Origin of the sequence: Bifidobacterium anseris, assembly GCF_002860345.1 — a bacterium.
Lineage (GTDB): Bacteria > Actinomycetota > Actinomycetes > Actinomycetales > Bifidobacteriaceae > Bifidobacterium > Bifidobacterium anseris.
This window is the reverse complement of record NZ_NMYC01000005.1, coordinates 658591-673433: the sequence shown is the minus strand read 5'-3', so window position 1 is coordinate 673433 and position 14843 is coordinate 658591. Positions and strand designations below refer to the sequence as shown.

15 protein-coding genes and 1 tRNA gene are annotated in these 14843 nt (G+C 64.1%); 4 read left to right on the top strand and 12 right to left on the bottom strand.

What is annotated here, in order from left to right; genetic code table 11:
* Position 1: 1 nt before the first annotated feature.
* From fucO to trmB, 5 genes are all read right to left on the bottom strand, one after another.
* Positions 2–1153, bottom strand: coding sequence for a lactaldehyde reductase (fucO, locus tag CGZ88_RS07970; protein ID WP_101671529.1), 1152 nt, complete (start codon positions 1151–1153; stop codon positions 2–4).
* A 266-nt stretch (positions 1154–1419) separates the two neighbouring features.
* Complete coding sequence (locus CGZ88_RS07965) at positions 1420–2004, bottom strand: BUD32 family EKC/KEOPS complex subunit (protein WP_101671528.1); 585 nt, start codon at positions 2002–2004, stop codon at positions 1420–1422.
* 82 nt (positions 2005–2086) lie between these two features.
* The gene (locus CGZ88_RS07960) at positions 2087–2395 is read right to left on the bottom strand and encodes a zinc-ribbon domain-containing protein (RefSeq protein WP_207761158.1); all 309 of its coding nucleotides are present in this window, start codon (positions 2393–2395) and stop codon (positions 2087–2089) included.
* 187 nt (positions 2396–2582) lie between these two features.
* Positions 2583–2657: transfer RNA gene (locus CGZ88_RS07955), tRNA-Glu, on the bottom strand.
* Between the two features lie 87 nt (positions 2658–2744).
* Positions 2745–3641 (bottom strand): tRNA (guanosine(46)-N7)-methyltransferase TrmB, encoded by an 897-nt coding sequence (gene trmB, locus CGZ88_RS07950; protein ID WP_081663880.1) that lies wholly within the window; start codon positions 3639–3641, stop codon positions 2745–2747.
* Between the two features lie 273 nt (positions 3642–3914).
* Between trmB and galE the strand changes: the two genes are divergently transcribed.
* Positions 3915–4928 (top strand): UDP-glucose 4-epimerase GalE, encoded by a 1014-nt coding sequence (gene galE / locus CGZ88_RS07945; protein ID WP_101671526.1) that lies wholly within the window; start codon positions 3915–3917, stop codon positions 4926–4928.
* Between the two features lie 106 nt (positions 4929–5034).
* On the opposite strand, the gene CGZ88_RS07940 is transcribed toward galE, so the two are convergent.
* The 3 genes from CGZ88_RS07940 to CGZ88_RS07930 form a co-directional block, all read right to left on the bottom strand.
* Positions 5035–5553 carry a low molecular weight protein-tyrosine-phosphatase gene (locus CGZ88_RS07940; protein ID WP_101671525.1) on the bottom strand — a complete coding sequence of 173 codons (519 nt, stop codon included), beginning with the start codon at positions 5551–5553 and terminating at the stop codon, positions 5035–5037.
* 56 nt (positions 5554–5609) lie between these two features.
* Positions 5610–6302 carry a dihydrofolate reductase gene (locus CGZ88_RS07935; protein WP_026644586.1) on the bottom strand — a complete coding sequence of 231 codons (693 nt, stop codon included), beginning with the start codon at positions 6300–6302 and terminating at the stop codon, positions 5610–5612.
* 81 nt (positions 6303–6383) lie between these two features.
* The gene (locus CGZ88_RS07930) at positions 6384–7184 is read right to left on the bottom strand and encodes a thymidylate synthase (RefSeq protein WP_196799991.1); all 801 of its coding nucleotides are present in this window, start codon (positions 7182–7184) and stop codon (positions 6384–6386) included.
* A gap of 221 nt (positions 7185–7405) precedes the next feature.
* Between CGZ88_RS07930 and CGZ88_RS07925 the strand changes: the two genes are divergently transcribed.
* A complete protein-coding gene (locus CGZ88_RS07925) occupies positions 7406–7819 on the top strand; it encodes an OsmC family protein (RefSeq protein WP_026644588.1) in 414 nt (137 codons plus the stop codon).
* A 93-nt stretch (positions 7820–7912) separates the two neighbouring features.
* On the opposite strand, the gene CGZ88_RS07920 is transcribed toward CGZ88_RS07925, so the two are convergent.
* From CGZ88_RS07920 to CGZ88_RS07910, 3 genes are all read right to left on the bottom strand, one after another.
* A complete protein-coding gene (locus CGZ88_RS07920; RefSeq protein WP_034523362.1) occupies positions 7913–8959 on the bottom strand; it encodes a universal stress protein in 1047 nt (348 codons plus the stop codon).
* Positions 8960–9402: 443 nt separating this feature from the next.
* Positions 9403–10194, bottom strand: a complete 792-nt coding sequence (locus CGZ88_RS07915; protein ID WP_101671613.1) for a C40 family peptidase — start codon at positions 10192–10194, stop codon at positions 9403–9405.
* 229 nt (positions 10195–10423) lie between these two features.
* Entirely contained in the window at positions 10424–11362 is a 939-nt protein-coding gene (locus CGZ88_RS07910; RefSeq protein WP_026644591.1) for a CHAP domain-containing protein, read from the bottom strand.
* 508 nt (positions 11363–11870) lie between these two features.
* On the opposite strand from CGZ88_RS07910, the gene serC reads away from it, so the two are divergent.
* On the top strand, positions 11871–13010 hold the full coding sequence (gene serC, locus CGZ88_RS07905) for a phosphoserine transaminase (protein ID WP_026644592.1): 1140 nt from the start codon (positions 11871–11873) through the stop codon (positions 13008–13010).
* A 71-nt stretch (positions 13011–13081) separates the two neighbouring features.
* Here serC and manA read toward each other — a convergent pair whose 3' ends face one another.
* Complete coding sequence (gene manA, locus CGZ88_RS07900; protein ID WP_026644593.1) at positions 13082–14446, bottom strand: mannose-6-phosphate isomerase, class I; 1365 nt, start codon at positions 14444–14446, stop codon at positions 13082–13084.
* Between the two features lie 135 nt (positions 14447–14581).
* Here manA and CGZ88_RS07895 point away from each other — a divergent pair, with 135 nt between their 5' ends.
* Positions 14582–14842, top strand: coding sequence for a hypothetical protein (locus tag CGZ88_RS07895; RefSeq protein WP_026644594.1), 261 nt, complete (start codon positions 14582–14584; stop codon positions 14840–14842).
* The last annotated feature ends 1 nt before the right edge of the window (position 14843 follow it).

Sequence of the window (14843 nt, the reverse complement as noted above, 5' to 3'; positions counted from 1 at the left end):
ATCACATCAGGCTGCGGTAGAGCTCGAGGATGTCCTCCTCGGTGGCCTTGCGCGGGTTGCCCGGCGTGCACACGTCGGCGAACGCGTCGGCGGCGAGCGCCGGGATGTCCTCCTCGGTGGCGCCGACCTCGCTGATCGTCGTCGGGTTGCCCAGATCGCGCGTCAGCTTGGCGACGGCCTCGACGGCCTCGTCGCGCACATGCTCGAGGTCGCCGGTGTAGGCGTCCTCGACGCCGAACGCGTCAGCGATGTCGCGGTACTTCTCACCCGAATAGTCCTTGTTGTAGGCCATGACGGGCGCGAGCAGGATGCCGTTGGCGACGCCGTGCGCGACGCCGAGGCGGCCGCCGAGCGGATGCGCCATGCCGTGCACGAGGCCGAGACCGACGTTCGAATAGGACATGCCGGTGATGTACGAGGCGTAGGCCATCTGCTCGCCGGCGTCCTTGTCGCCTTCGACGCTCTTGGCGAGGTTGTTCGCGATCATGCGGATCGTCTGCATCGACAGCGCGTCCGAAAGGCCCCATGCGCCCGGTGTGATGACGCTTTCGATCGCGTGCGTGAGCGCGTCGAGGCCGGTGGCGACCTTGAGCCCGCGCGGCATGCCGTCGGTCAGATCCGGGTCGACGAAGGCGGCGACCGGGATGTCGTGCGGGTCGACGGCGACGAACTTGCGCTTGTTCGCCGTGTCGGTGACGACGTAGTTGATCGTCGTCTCAGAGGCGGTGCCGGCCGTCGTCGGCACACCGAAGATCGGCATGCTCGGATGCTTCGTATCGGCGACGCCCTCGAGCGAAAGCACGTCGGAGAACTCCGGATTCGCGGCGACGATGCCGATGCCCTTGCAGGTGTCCTGCGGGCTGCCGCCGCCGAGGCCGATGAGGAAGTCGGCGCCGGACTTCTTGAACTCCTCGACGCCATGCTGGATGTTCTCAACCGGCGGATTCGGCTGGACGTCATCGAAAATTTCGTACGGGATGTCGGCCTTGTCGAGCACATCGGTCACCTTCTTGGCGGTGCCGTTGGAGACGAGGACGGGATCGGTGACGATGAACGCCTTATGGAAGCCGCGCGACTTCGCCTCCTTCGGAATCTCGTTGATGGCGCCACGTCCGAAGTAGGCGGTCTGGTTGAAAATCATGCGGTAGACCATGGTCTTGCTCCTTTGCAAACGGGTCGTCGCTTCATTGGAACGACTGGCGCCCAGTCTAGCGGGCGCGGGGCCCCGCCGCAAGCCGCGAGGGCCCGCACGCGCCTTGGGCACACCGATTCGCGACGGCATCGCCGACGTCGTAAATCGGCGCAACGACTGGAATTTTGCGCAAGTCATCGCGCATATTTCGTCAATCATCGAGCGCGACACGCCGATGCGACTCACCGCGCCCGTGCGGCGGCTCGCATCGCGGCCGTGTAGCTCCCCTACTGCCGCTCCTGCGCCGCATTGACGACCTGCGGCATGTGGTCGGCGACGTAGGTGAGGAACTCGGGCGTCTTCGACCAGTACTTGACGCCCCAGTTCTCGAAGTCCCAGGTGTCCTTGTACGGCTTGCATTCGAAATCGACGTAATGCACGACGCCGTCCTCGACGGCGAAGTTCGTCGGGAAGTAGTTGATGTTGATGTGTCGTGCGGCCAGACGCTTGGCGAGCTGGCGGATCTGGTCGAGGTAGTCGTCCTGCATCTGGTCGGTCAGCACGAGCTCGTAAATCGTGGGGCCATCGACGTACTCCTTGAGGATGCGGTCGTGGTCGAGGTCAACGTCGAGCATCGCGGGCAGCTTGACGCCCAACTCCCGCAGTTTGCGGTAGTCGCGGATCTCGGCCTGCATCTTGTCGGCGTACTGGTAGTAGTCGTACGGCCCATAGTGGATCTGCTTGAGCACGTACTGCACCGGCGGATGCGTCTGCGAGCGCACAAGGAACGAATATCCCCCGTTGCCTCTGCCGAGCAGCCGGAGCACGTCATACGGAGTCCCGTTGACGGTCAACGTTTTGCACTTTCCCATACGCAAAAGCGTATCATGCGCCGGTGTTATAGCCCCACGAGGGGGGGTATCGTTCGGCCGTTTTCCGGGAACACGAGCCGCCCTACATCAGCGGATACATGGCGACGATTCCGACGGTGGATACGGGCACCGCGAGCCCGTCTGCGCCGGCGCTCAGCTGCCTCGAGCGCAGCACGAGCAACGCAGCGACGACGATGACCGCGACGAGCATGATGACGACCATGCGCCGCAGATGTGCGCGTTCCTCGTCGACGGGCATCCCGCACACCGGACACACCTTCGCCTTGTCGTTGATTTCGCTGCCGCAACGTGTACAGCGCCGCATCGCGTCCACCTTCCGTTTCCTCACGGCCGTCGACTCCGTCTGCCGGATCCAGCGACCATCGTTCATCCGTTCATCTGGCCATCCTAGGCGCATGTGGACGCCGTGCGTCCCGACACGCCGGCAGCGTAGCGCGGCCGCCGGAGCGGCGCCGGCGGTTGGTACTGGGCTGGCACAGTCGTTGCACAGTCGTTGCTGCGTCGTTACCACAGAAGCGAAGAAGCCTTGGAATCGTTGCAATTCCAAGGCTTCTAAATGGTACCCCCTGAGAGAGTCGAACTCTCGTTGTCAGATTGAAAGTCTGGTGTCCTAACCGTTAGACGAAGGGGGCTTTCGACAACTCAATTGATATTACACGAATCGTCGCATCGCGCAAGCATCGGCGTGTCGCACCCGAAAGCCCCCAAATTCGGGACCCTCAGACGCGGCGATATGTGAAGTCGTGGATGACGCGGCCCGCGTCGAGCCCCTTGCGCTCGAAGTTTGTCAGCACGCGGCCGTCGAAGCGCGGCGACTCCATGAAATCGGCGTGCGGCAGCGCCTGCGCCTCCGCGGCGTTGCCCTTGCCGACATGCGCGGTCGGCAGGCTCACCGTCAGGCCGCCGCCGTTCTCGAAATCAGTACGCGCATCCATGACCTCGTGCACATGCAGCGCGTAGTCCTCGATGTCTGTCGCGATGCGCCACACGCCGCCCTCGCCGAGCGCGTCGCGCACGTCGGCGGCAAGCTCGGGCTGTACGATCCTGCGCTTGTGGTGCCGCATCTTCGGCCACGGATCGGGGAAGAAGGTCCACACTTCGTCGACGACGCCGGGCTCCATGACGGCGAACAGCTCGGGCGCATTGATCTGCGCGATCCGCAGGTTCTCCAGCCCATGCTTGGCCGCGAGCAGCACCGTGTGCGCGACGCCCGGCTCGTAGACCTCGAGCGCGAGGAAGTTGCGTTCGGGATGTGCGACGGCCGCGGCAACGACGTTCTCACCTTGCCCGCTGCCGATCTCGACGGTGAGCGGTGCCGCGGAACCCCAATGGTCGCGCACGTAATCGCCGGTGAAGCGGAAGCCTTCGGCCGGGTCGAGCCTGCCCTCCTCGGCGATGTCTCCGAGGACGTAGCGCGCCGCGTGATTGTCCATCGCGCGCTGCAGCCGCGCGTCGAGGCGCGCCGAGCGGCGCACGAAGGAGAGCACCTTCCTGCCGTGGAGCGGATTGACCGTCTGCGCCGTCTCGACGTTGCCCTCGCCGACGGTCGCCTCGACGTTGTCTTCGACGACGCCCTCGGCGTTGCCCTCGATGTTCTCGATGTTCTGCTGAGCCATACCCACAGTGTATGCGGCGACCTGTATCGGCGGCCGGCACGCGCCGCGAAACCGCAGCCGGCAACGTCAGGCCACGTCATAGACTGAAGAAGGCCGCACGGCGCACAGGCCGCCCAGCTCAGGCGTACGCGAGCGCCGCAGGCCGCAACACACCGAAGTCGCCAATTTTGTGCGATAGTGTTCAAGTGATACACTGTAACCGAACATAAACGAACATTGCGACAAAAAAAGTACCAATATCGTGATGTTCTACCTGTCGAAGGAAGGCTCAACATGACTGTTCTTGTCACTGGCGGCTGCGGCTACATCGGCGCGCACGTCGTCCACGCGCTGCACGAGGCCGGAGAGGACGTCGTCGTCGTCGACGACCTCAGCTACGGCAAGCCGGACCGCATCGGCGGGGCACGTCTCTACGGCATGGATATCGCCGCGCCAGGCGCCGGCGAACGTCTCGCCGAAATTATGAAGGCGGAGGACGTCGACGCCGTCATCCACTTCGCTGCGCGCAAGCAGGTCGGCGAATCCGTCGAAAAGCCGCTGTGGTACTACCAGCAGAACATCAACGGCATGCTCAACGTGCTCGAAGGCATGAAGGAGGCGGGCGTGCACAAGCTCGTCTTCTCCTCCTCCGCCGCCACCTACGGCGAGCCGCCGGTCGACGTCGTCCCCGAGGACGTCGAACCGATGATCCCGATCAACCCCTACGGCCAGACGAAGCTCTTCGGCGAGTGGATGGCGCGCGCCTGCGAACAGCCCTACGGCATCCGCTTCTGCGGCCTGCGCTACTTCAACGTGGCCGGCTGCGGCCCCGTCGAGCTCGAAGATCCGGCGATCCTCAACCTCATCCCGATGCTGTTCGACCGTCTCAAGCAAGGCAAGGCGCCCGCGATCTTCGGCGACGACTACCCAACGCCGGACGGCACGTGCATCCGCGACTACATCCACGTCTCCGACCTCGCCGACGCGCATCTCGCAGCGCTCAAGTACCTCGACCGCGACGAGCGCAAGTACGACGTCTTCAACGTCGGCACCGGCGAAGGCACGTCGGTGCGTCAGATCGTCGACGAAGTGAAGAAGGTCACCGGTCTGCCGTTCAAGGAGACGGTCATGGCACGCCGCGCCGGCGATCCGCCGCAGCTCATCGGCTCCCCGAAGCGCATCAACGAGGAGATGGGCTGGCATGCGCGCTACGACGTCGACGACATCGTCGAGTCGGCGTGGAACGCATGGCAGGCGAATCCGGAGCACCACATCGACGTCGAAACGTGGAAGCAGCAGGACGCCTGATTCAGCCGGGTATCGGCACAGTAGACGAACGAAGCCGGGCGGCGCACGAAGAATCGTGCACCGCCCGGCTTCGTCATCGGCGCCGTTTATGTTCGCGGCGGGATGCTCAGCGTCGCTCGTTGTCGAGCTGCTGCTCGACGTAGTCGGCGATGTGCGGGGCGACCTCCTCGATCTGGTCGATCGCCGTCTCGAACTCGCGCATGCCGCCGTACCACGGATCAACGAGATCAATCTCGCCTTCGCGGCCCGGTTGCGGATCGGGCAGCGCCGGGTCGAAGCTACGGTACATGTGTACGTCGCTGCGCTTACTCAGCGGCAGCATGTGCATCAGCGCATTCATATGGGAAGCGGTCATCGGCAGAAACAGGTCAGTGTCGTCAATCTCCTGCCGCGTGATACGATGCGCGAAATGCTGCGCCGGAATCTCGTAGCCGCGCTCCTTGAGCACCTTGACGGCGCGACGGTCGATCGGATTGCCGTACTCCTCGTCGCTGACGCCGCTCGATTCGACACGCACACGGTCGGACAGACCGCGCTTGGCGAACTCATGACGAAGGATGATCTCCCCCATCGGCGAACGGCAGATGTTGCCGGTGCACACGGTCATGACGGTGTATGGCTTCATCTCTGTCCTCTTCACGTTCCTATCCCTCACATCGGCCGCTTCGACGGCCGTTCATCTCATTCGGTTGGTGTTTCCTCGCTCGCACGCTGATTCTCAAGCGTCACGTAACGGTAGCCACGGATGCCGCCGTCGGCATGTTCCGGACGCATCCAATCGGTGCGTTCTATGATCTCCCAGTCACCGGAGCGCAACGCCTTGTCCAAGTCGGGAGCGTAGGTGTCCGCGTCCACCTCGGCGTCGATCTGCGTCAGATAGATCTTCGACGCGATCGGCAGCATCTGTTCGAAGAGCTGCGCGCCGCCAATGACCCAGATCTCGCTGCGGTCGAGGCCGTCGTCGGGGATTGCCTCCTGACGGGCCAGATCGAGCGCCTCCTCGACGTCGCACACGACGGTCGCACCCGGCGCCCGGAATCCGCGGTCATGCGTGAGCACGATGTTGTCGCGGTTTGGCAGCGGACGGAACTTCGGGTTGAGCGACTGCCAGGTCCTGCGCCCCATGATGACGGGATGCGAGACGGTGAGCGCCTTGAAGCGGCGAAGATCCTCAGGAAGATGCCAGGGCATCGTCCCCTTGTATCCGATGGCGCCTGAACGACCGTCCTTGTCGTTCGCCTGCGCCCAGATCAGATTGATCGAGAAGGTCTTGGCGTAGTCGTCACCCCAGTCATCCTCGAACTCATTTTCGGTAGGCCCGGCAAGACCGGGCACGGGTTCGTGATAGCCACTGCGGCTACTATCATGCTCCATTTCGTCTCCTTGAACGTAAGTAACCGGGTCACCAGTCTATGCAATCCCGGCGACGCCCGGCCCCTGCTGCGGCGCGGACGCTCAGACGGCAATCGGCGCCTTGATCGTCGGATGGTATCGGTAGTCGACGATCGTGAAGTCGTCGTAGTCGTAATCGAACAGCGAATCGGCCTTGCGGATCTCGAGACGCGGATACGGATACGGTTCGCGCGACAGCTGCTCGAGCACCTGATCGACATGGTTGTCGTAGATATGGCAGTCGCCGCCGGTCCAGACGAACTCGCCCGGCTCGAGCCCCGCCTGCTGCGCCATCATCATCGTCAGCAGCGAATAGCTCGCGATGTTGAACGGCACACCAAGGAACATGTCGCACGAACGCTGGTACAGCTGGCAGCTAAGACGGCCGTCGGCGACGTAGAACTGGAACAGCGCATGGCACGGCGGCAGCGCCATATGCTCGACCTCGGCCGGATTCCATGCGCTGACGACCATGCGACGCGAGTCGGGGTCGTTGCGGATCAGGTCAAGCACGTTCGAGATCTGGTCGATCGTGCGGTTCGGATCCTCGGGGGTCGGCGCGGGCCAGCTGCGCCACTGCACGCCGTAGACCGGTCCGAGGTCGCCATTCTCGTCGGCCCACTCGTCCCAGATGTGCACGTTGTGCTCCTGCAGCCAACGCACGTTGCTCGACCCCTTGAGGAACCACAGCAGCTCGTAGGCGATGCCTTTGAAGAACACGCGCTTCGTCGTCAGCAGGGGGAAGCCCTTCGCCAGATCGAAGCGCATCTGCTGGCCGAACAGCGAGATCGTGCCAGTGCCGGTGCGGTCGTTCTTGAGGTTGCCCTCCATCAGGATCCTGCGCAGCAGGTCCTCGTACGGCATCGGGATGTCGGTGTGCGGGCGCGACGGCACGTCCTGTTCACGGATTCGCTGAAGGTCTTGCTGAGTCAATGGCATGGTTGGCCATGATAACCGCAACTTCTGACCTTCCATTCCCGCGCGGCCGCGGCGCCGGAGCCGCCACGGCGACACGGCGGGGCATGGACGCACCTAGAATGTGCTTGACCAAGGCCAGCGGCAACCGCCGCGGAAAAGAGGTACATATGAGCAAGCGACTGTGGGTCGAGAAGAACAAGGACGGCTCGTGGGACGCGTTCAGCGACGACGGCGCCCACATCAAGTTCGGCCATGACCGCGGCCAGTTCACGCCGGGAGATCTAGTGAAGATCGCGCTCGCCGGCTGCGCGGCGCTGTCGAGCGAATTCGCGATCGAGCACGCGCTCGGCGAAGGCCACGGCGCGAAAATCGTCGTCGACGGCACCTACGACGCCGACAACGACTCCTACATCAACTTCAACGAGCAGGTCATGATCGACGCAACCGACGCCGACCTGAGCGAAGAGGACGTCGAGAAGCTCAAGAAGCGCGTCAAGGCGCACATCGAGAAGGGCTGCACCGTCATGCACACCTATGAGCAGGAGACGCCGGTGCGCATGGACATCGAAGTACGCCGCTGAGCGCGTCCGCATACGCATACGACGAACGAAAGGGCGGCCGCTGCACCTCGCGGGTGCGGCGGCCGCCCTTTCGTCGATCAGTCGATTAATCAATCAGTCGTTCTGCTTGTCGTCGTGGTAGTCGGCGGCCTTCGGATCGATCTTTATCTCGATCTGCCGCTCGACATCTTCGTCGGCGCGGTCGACCGGCACTTCGGTGACGAGTTCGTCGAGCGTGACGGTCGCCGTGGGCTCACCCTCCCGCTCGGCGCGCTGCTCCTCGGCTTCGACGAACTTGCGCGGCACGACGAGCACCGGCGAGACCGAATGCTGCAGCAGCCCCTGGCTCGTCGAGTTGAACAGCAGGCCGGTGAAGCCGCCGCGGCCGCACGAGCCGACGACGACGATGTCATGGTCGCGGCTCGCCTTCGTCAGCGTTTCGACGGCGTTGCCGGCGACGATGTTCTTGCGCACGTTGAGCTCCGGATACTTCGCGAGGATCGGCTTGAGTCGCGCGTCGAGCTCGTCCTCGAACTTGCCGCGCACTTCGTCGTCGGCGAGGTTCGTGCTCGACGGCACGACGGTGATCACGTCGAGCTGCGCGCCCCACGAATGCGCGAACTGTGCGGCGAGCTCGAGCGCGCGGATGCCCCACTTCGTGTCGTCGGAGCCGACCGCGACCTTCGTGATGACGTTGTTGAGATGCATCAGGTTGCCCTTGTCGTCGGTGTACGGCACGACGACGATCGGGCAGTACGCGTAGGCCGGCAGGCTCGAGCTCGTCGTGCCGAGCAGGCGTTCGGCGAGGCCGCCCTTGCCGCGGTTGCCGATGACGATGAGGTTGTAGTTACGCGACAGCTCGACGAAGACCGACGACGGATCACCGGTCACGATGAGCGTCTGCGCGTCGACGCCCTGCTCGTCGGCGATCGCCTTCGCCTTCGACAGAATCTCCTGCGCGTCGTTGTGTGCGGCGTTGTCGTCCCCCATCGCCGTGTACGTTGCGTCGAAGGAAACGGCGGCGTAGCTCGGCAGCGAATATGCGCACACAATCTGCAGGCTCAGCCCGACGTGCTTCGCATAGTTGGCGGCCCACCACGTCGCCTTGTAGCTCGCGTGCGACCCGTCGACGCCCACCAAAATCGTGTTGTCGTTCACCATCAGAGACCTCCTTGCCCAGCACAACCTTCTCTTCGGTTGGTTTCCACGTTCAAGAATACCGTGGTTTTCCATCGGCACCTACCTTATCAGCCGAAAAGCCACCCCTCGTTACGCGTGCTCCGCGCGCGAGACAGCTTCTCCCCTGCTTGGTGCGGGTCACTTCGTCGCCCCGATCGACAATCCGACCCGCAAATCAGCCCTTCCGCGGGCAGCTCCCTCGAGCCGGCCGACAATCCGACCCGCAACAGACCGTTCCATCGACGCGGTCAACGATCCGACCCGCAAATCAGCCTCTCCGCGGGCAGCTCCCTCGAACCGATCGACAATCCGACCCGCGAACCAACTCCCAACCCGCGGAAGAATCGCCCCACCAAACAAAAACGAAGGCGCACGGTTCCGGAGAACCGCACACCCTCGAGAAAAGTGCAATGTGGGGATTGGGATTACAGCACGCGACGGATGGAGTAGCCGCCCGAGAAGACGGCGAGGCTCGTGATCTGCGTACCCTGGGCAGGATTGAGCGCGTTGACGACCATGCCGTTGCCGACATAGATCGCGGCGTGCATGCCGTTGGCGATGATGTCGCCCGGCTGTGCCTGCGCAAGGCTCGGCACGGCGGTGCCGACAGTGGCCTGAGCGCCCGACGTGCGCGGCAGCGAGATGCCGAACTGGCCGAACACCCACATGACGAAGCCGGAGCAGTCCCAGCCGGCGGGCGTTGTGCCACCCGCGACATACGGCGCTCCGACGTACTTCGATGCGAAGTCGGCGATGGCCTGTCCGTTCTTGCTCGTCGGCACGGGTACGCTCGGCGTTTCGGGCTGCGCGGCCGGCGCCTCTTCGACGACCGGTTCACGTTCCTGGCTGCGGCTCGCAGCGGCCTCGGCCTGTTCACGTGCGGCGGCTTCGGCCTGCTGACGCGCAGCCTCCGCTTCCGCCTGCTTGCGTGCTTCTTCCTCTTCCTTGGCCTGCTGTTCGGCCTCCTTCTCCGCGGTCGACTTGGTCTGAGGAACATTCATGCTCTCCAGGCCACCCCAGTCGGAGTCCTCGTCGACGTTCGTGGAGGTGGCTTCAGCGAAGAAGTTGGTCTTCGCCGTGTTCACTTTGGGGAATGAGCGTGTCGAGACGACGTAATTCGAACTCGACGCTGCATCATCTGCGACAGCCGCAGGCGCACCCACAAGCAGGGATGCGGCGAGTGCTGCAGCGGTAGTAATCGAAATAGAACGTTTCATCTTTTTCATCATCCTCCACGCTAGCATATGCCCGACGCGCCGTTCAGGGGCCGACTTATCGAAACGCATTGCCGTCACTTGCGACACGCCGATTGCAATCGTTGTCTCAATCTTTGATGATATAGCGCGGTTTTTCGCTTCGTACGCCATGATCGACGCATATGCAACCGATGTCACCCCACTGCGACGACGCCGGAAGGGTGACGTCGGCGAGGCGTGGACGTCGGCGTCAGTAATGGATATAGGTGAAGGTCTTCGCCTGCTCGGCCGTGAATTCGCGCTGGGAGATGACGCCGAGACCCTCGACGTTCGATTCGGAGATGCGGATCGACCCGTCCGGATTGACGGCTTCGACGATTGCGACGTGGCCGTAGTAGCCATGCGCGCCTTCCTGACCGGGGGCGAACACGAGCACATCGCCGACGGCGCGCGCCTGATTGTCGACCCAGTAGCCGAGCGCCTGCGCCGAGGCACCCCAGCTGCGCGCGTCACCGAAGTGGGATCCGGTGCTCAGGCCGAGCTGATGGCGACGCTCGTACGACCACCACGTGCACTGTCCCCACGGGTAGGCGTTGCCGGTGTCGCCGGTCGCGTGATTCGCATCGAAGCCTGCCGGCAGCTGCTCCTCGTCCTTGTCGACGAGTTTCGAGACTTTGTCGTTGTACGCCTTCGCGGTCGTCAGCGATGCCGTGTCCTTGACGGCGTTCGTCTCGCCGAGGTTCCAGTTGCCGGTGACCGCCGTCGATTCCTGACCATCGATCGCCTCACGCACGTCCGAACGGGAGGCGCCGGCGTCGGTGACGCGCGCGATGTCGAGTGTCTGCGTCGTCTCGGTGCCTTCGGCGAGCGGCAGCATCTCGTCGTCCGTCTTCATGAAGGCCATCGACGTGGCCGCCGTGCCGACGAGCGCCGCGAGCGACGCGGACGCGAGGATCGTGTTGCGGCGCTGCGCGGCTCGCGCGGACTCACGGATCGAGCGACGCGTCAACGGCGCCACCTCATTGAGTTTGCGTGCAAGCGCCGGATCGAGGCCGTCCACTTCGCCGCCAGCGGCTTTGCTGGCGTAGACCGATTCGGCGGAATGCGCACCGTGCTTCGTGGTAAACAGGGACTTCGTCAGGGCTATAGCGCCTGCACCCTTGCGGGTCGCGTGGGCAGCATGCCTCATACGTAAATCACTCCTTATTCAACGTTGCTCAACTGCGTGCACGGCGTGCGTGCGTTCGACTCACAAAAATTCAGGGTACATCATCAAAATGCCAAACCGTGACGCTTCCGCGTTTCCACGGACACCGCCGACCGATGGCACGATCCGTCAAAACCGTGTCGGCAGTAAGCGATTCCGCCTTTCCCCTAAGCGAATATCAACCCATCAAATCTTCACATTTCAAAGTCGCTCCACCACATGTCCCACACATATCCCCGTCTACCGATGCACATCTCCCACACCTATGCCCGTACGCGTGCATACATCTACAGAGAACTGCCCATCCACCCCGTCACCTGTCTCATCCGTGTCCAGATCCGTCGGCGACGTCGACGAACCTACCCATAACGTCCCGATCCGTTGCCCCAGTCGACCAACCAACCCACAACCGACCCACAACATCCACGCCGATGTCCACCAAGCGCCCCGCACGCCGCTGTTTTCCTTTGCTATGGCTACGCTGGGAGCCATGGACACAATCACGATTCCGCAGTCAATGCTTCCCGAGGACGCCCGTTTCGGCTCCGGCCCGAGCAAGATCCGCCCAGAGCAGATCGAGGCCCTCGACCGTGCCGCACTCACCGTGCTCGGCACCTCCCACCGTCAGGCCCCCGTCAAGGACATCGTCGGCTCGATCCGTGAGGGCCTCGCGTCCTTCTTCTCGATTCCTGACGGCTACGAGGTCGTGCTCGGCAACGGCGGCGCGAGCGCGTTCTGGGACATCATCTGCGCATCGCTGATCACGCGTCAGGCCGCCTGCGGCGTCTACGGCTCGTTCAGCGGCAAGATGGCCGCGTCGGTCGAGTCGGCGCCGTTCCTCGAGCCGCCGATTCTGTTCGAAAGCGAACCGGGCACCTATTGCGTCCCCGAGCGCACCGAATACGTGGACACCTACTGCTGGGCTCAGAACGAGACGTCAACGGGCGTGCAGGCCCCCGTCTACCGCATCGACGGCTCGCGCGAGCAGGGTGCGCTCATCTGCATCGACGCGACGAGCGCGGCCGGCGCGATCCCAGTGGATGTCTCGCAGACCGACGCCTATTACTTCTCCCCGCAGAAGGCCTTCGGCTCCGAGGGCGGCCTGTGGGTGGCGCTCCTCTCTCCTGCCGCGATTGAACGCGCTGAGGGCGTGCGCCGCAGCGCGGGCCTCGAGGGTGCGCGCCGCTGGATTCCGCCGTTCCTGTCACTGACGTCGGCGATCGACAATTCGCGCAAGAACCAGACGCTCAACACGCCGGCGCTCGTGACGCTCGTGCTGCTCAACGAGCAGGTGCGTTGGCTCAACGAGAACGGCGGCCTGCCGTGGGCGTCGGCACGCTGCCGCCGTTCGTCGGACATCGTCTACCATTGGACCGAGCATTCCTCCTATGCGCGTCCCTTCGTCACCGACCCGGCCGCGCGTTCGCAGTCGGTCGTCACCGTCGATCTCGACGAGTCGGTGCCGGCGGCGAACGTCATCGCCGCGCTGCGCGACAACGGCATCGTCGATGTCTCCGGTTACCGCAAGCTCGGCCGCAACCAGCTGCGCATCGGCGTGTTCCCGTCCGTCGAGCCTTCGGACGTCGAGGCGCTCGTGCATTGCATCGATTACGTCGTCGAACGGCTCTAGTCGCACCCTGAAATCGCCGATGCCTCACGAAACGCCGGTGTTTCGTGAGGCATCGGCGATTTGTGGGTGGCTTAGAACGGCGTCGACGCCATCAGATACGAGCCCGATTCGCCGCCGACGCGCACCCAGCCGTCGGCGGCCGGGATGAACACGGCCTCCCCCTGACGCAGCGTGCGCGTGCCGGTCTCGGTCGTGCAGACGACCTCCCCCTGCGTGCACAGCAGCACGCGCGGTCCGGCGTGCGGCACGACGCCGCGGCCGCGCACCTGCTGCACGAGCGCGTCGTAGCGCACGGCGAGCCGGTCGACGATCGGCCACGGCTCACCGGCGCCGACGTGGCCGTAGGCGAGCACGTATTCGTTGACGCCGGGCTTGTAGAACACGACGTCGCGCATGAGCAGCGCGCCAAGCCGCGCATCGGAGGGGTTGACGGGCGTCGATGGCCGGCAGTCGACACATTGCAGCAGGTTGGGGATGTCCTTGTGCTTGACGGTCATACCGGCGCGCAACACGTTGTCCGAATTCGTCATGATCTCGGCGCCGGTACCGTATATATAGGCGTGCGGCACGCCGGTCGGCAGGAACACCGATTCGCCTTCGTCAAGCCGCACCGGGTTCATCATCAGCAGCGCGAGCACGCTCGTGTCGCCGGGGAACGCACGTGCGGCGCGCAGCGCGAAGTCGAAGGCCATCGCGTTGCGTGCATGCGGCGCCTGCGCGGCCGCCTGCATCAGATCGTCGATGAGTTCGTCCGGATCGCTCGCGTCGGCCGTGACCGCCGTGTGGAACGCACGGAAGATGCGTTTGCGTGATTCCGGCCAGACCGTCGCGGCGACCGGCATCATCGCGTCGGCCTGTGCGAAGACGGTGAGGGAGTCGTCGCCGCGCCGGCCCCCGGATGCGAAGGCCTGCGCCATGCGCTGCGCGACCGGCGAACGCAGCAGCTGCAGATTGCGCAGCGCGAAGCTGTGCGCTGCGAAGCCGACCGAGGCGAGGAATGGCTCGAGCGCGACGACCATCTCGCTTTTCGCGTTCATGTCCTTGAATGAGCGTTCCGGCGCGTCGAGGGCGATACCGTGCCGATTTTCCATGTTGAAGCCCGCGCGCGCCTGGAAATCGACCGGATGCACCTGCAGCGACAGCGGTTCGTCGGCGGCGATCGTCTTGAACAGGAACGGCAGTTCGGGGCCGAATTCGGCGACGCCGCGCGCGCCGACCATCGCATCGGGGTCGCCGGCGATCATGTCGGTGAGCGCCACCGGACGCGTCACGCCGTCGTCCGGCACGTCGATTATCGATGGCGACTGCGCATGTCCGCTGAACCACATTTCGGCGAGCGGTCCCTGCGCGTCGGCGCCATCCAGATGGAACATCCGCTGCAGGCTGTCGCGCGATCCCCACGCGTAGCGTTTGGGCACCGGGTGGATCGTGTACACGCGCGTTCCTTTCTGCCGTCCGTCCGAACGCCCCCATTGTACGCGATTGCCTTGGGCGCCGGCGCGCCCCACACCGCGCGAATCAGCCCTGAGAATGACTTCGCCGTGTCCCCACCTGTATTAAGGTTGAGGTTTATGAAGTTTGCCCCGATCATCGATCCGCATGCCCGGCGTCCCATGCCGAAACCGGTGCAGGTGGATCTTCGCAAGGCATTCATCTTCGGCATCATCCTGTGGACGCTTGCGCTCATCATATGCGCCTGCTGCTGGTATTTCGGCCATATCCGCTGGTTCCAGATGGCCATGTTCATCTGCGCGCTCGGTGTGCTCATCGGCGTCGCGCTGCTCATCTGGGAGCATTTCGACCGTTCCGACTACCGCCGTCTCGGCCAGTGAG